Annotated in this window: 2 protein-coding genes; both read right to left on the bottom strand. The window is 68.6% G+C overall.

Annotated elements, in window-relative coordinates:
• Window positions 1–930 (bottom strand): F0F1 ATP synthase subunit beta (gene atpD, locus ACRDSQ_RS02655; protein WP_431418425.1); only part of this gene is annotated, 930 nt, incomplete at its 3' end.
• Between the two features lie 37 nt (window positions 931–967).
• A partial coding sequence (locus ACRDSQ_RS02650; protein ID WP_431418427.1) for a zinc ribbon domain-containing protein occupies window positions 968–1,064 on the bottom strand: 97 nt, incomplete at its 5' end.

Below are 1,064 nucleotides of genomic sequence, written 5' to 3'. Positions count from 1 at the left end.
GTCGTCGGCCGGCACGTAGATCGCCTGCACGGACGTGATCGAGCCGCGCTTGGTCGCCGTGATCCGCTCCTGCAGCTCGCCCATCTCCGTCTGCAGCGTGGGCTGGTAGCCGACCGCCGACGGCATGCGGCCCAGCAGCGCCGACACCTCCGACCCCGCCTGCGTGAAGCGGAAGATGTTGTCGATGAACAGCAGCACGTCCTGCCCTTCGGAGTCGCGGAAATACTCGGCGACCGTCAGGCCGGACAGGCCGACCCGCAGCCGCGCCCCCGGCGGCTCGGTCATCTGCCCGTAGATCAGGGCGGTCTTGTTGATCACCCCCGACTCCTTCATCTCCAGCCACAGGTCGTTCCCCTCGCGCGTCCGCTCCCCCACGCCGGAGAAGACCGACACCCCGCCGTGCTTCAGGGCGACGTTGTGGATCAGCTCCATGATCAGCACCGTCTTGCCGACCCCCGCGCCGCCGAACAGCCCCGTCTTGCCCCCCTTCAGGTAGGGCTCCAGCAGGTCGATGACCTTGATGCCGGTCTCGAACATCTGCAGCTCGGTGTTCTGCTCCTCGAAGGTCGGGGCCTCCCGGTGGATCGGCATGTGATGCTTCGCCTCCACCGGCCCCAGCTTGTCGACCGGCTTGCCGAGGACGTTCAGCACCCGTCCCAGCACCTCCTTGCCGACCGGGACCGTGATCGGCTTGCCCGTGTCCGTCGCCGGCATGCCGCGCACCATGCCGTCGGTCGGCTCCATCGCCACGCAGCGCACCCGCCCTTCGCCCAGGTGCTGCTCGACCTCGGCCGTGACGTCGATCGGCGACGCCACGTCGAAGCCTTCGCTGGTGATCCGCACCGCGTTATACACCCCCGGCAGGCTCTCCTCGGCGAACTGCACGTCCACCACCGGACCGATGATCTGCACCACCTTCCCGACGCTCATGCCGCCGCTCCTCTCCGATTCGGGACGACCGATCCCGTCACAGGGTCCTGCCGCAGAAGCGGCAGACCGTGGCCCGGGCCTTGATCTTCTCCGCGCAGTAAGGGCACTCCTTGGTGTCGGCCGCGCTCCCGGCC

The organism is Actinokineospora sp. (assembly GCF_050699995.1).
Classification (GTDB): domain Bacteria; phylum Actinomycetota; class Actinomycetes; order Mycobacteriales; family Pseudonocardiaceae; genus Actinokineospora.
The sequence above is the reverse complement of the archived record's forward strand: the minus strand, read 5'-3'. Positions and strand labels throughout refer to the sequence as shown.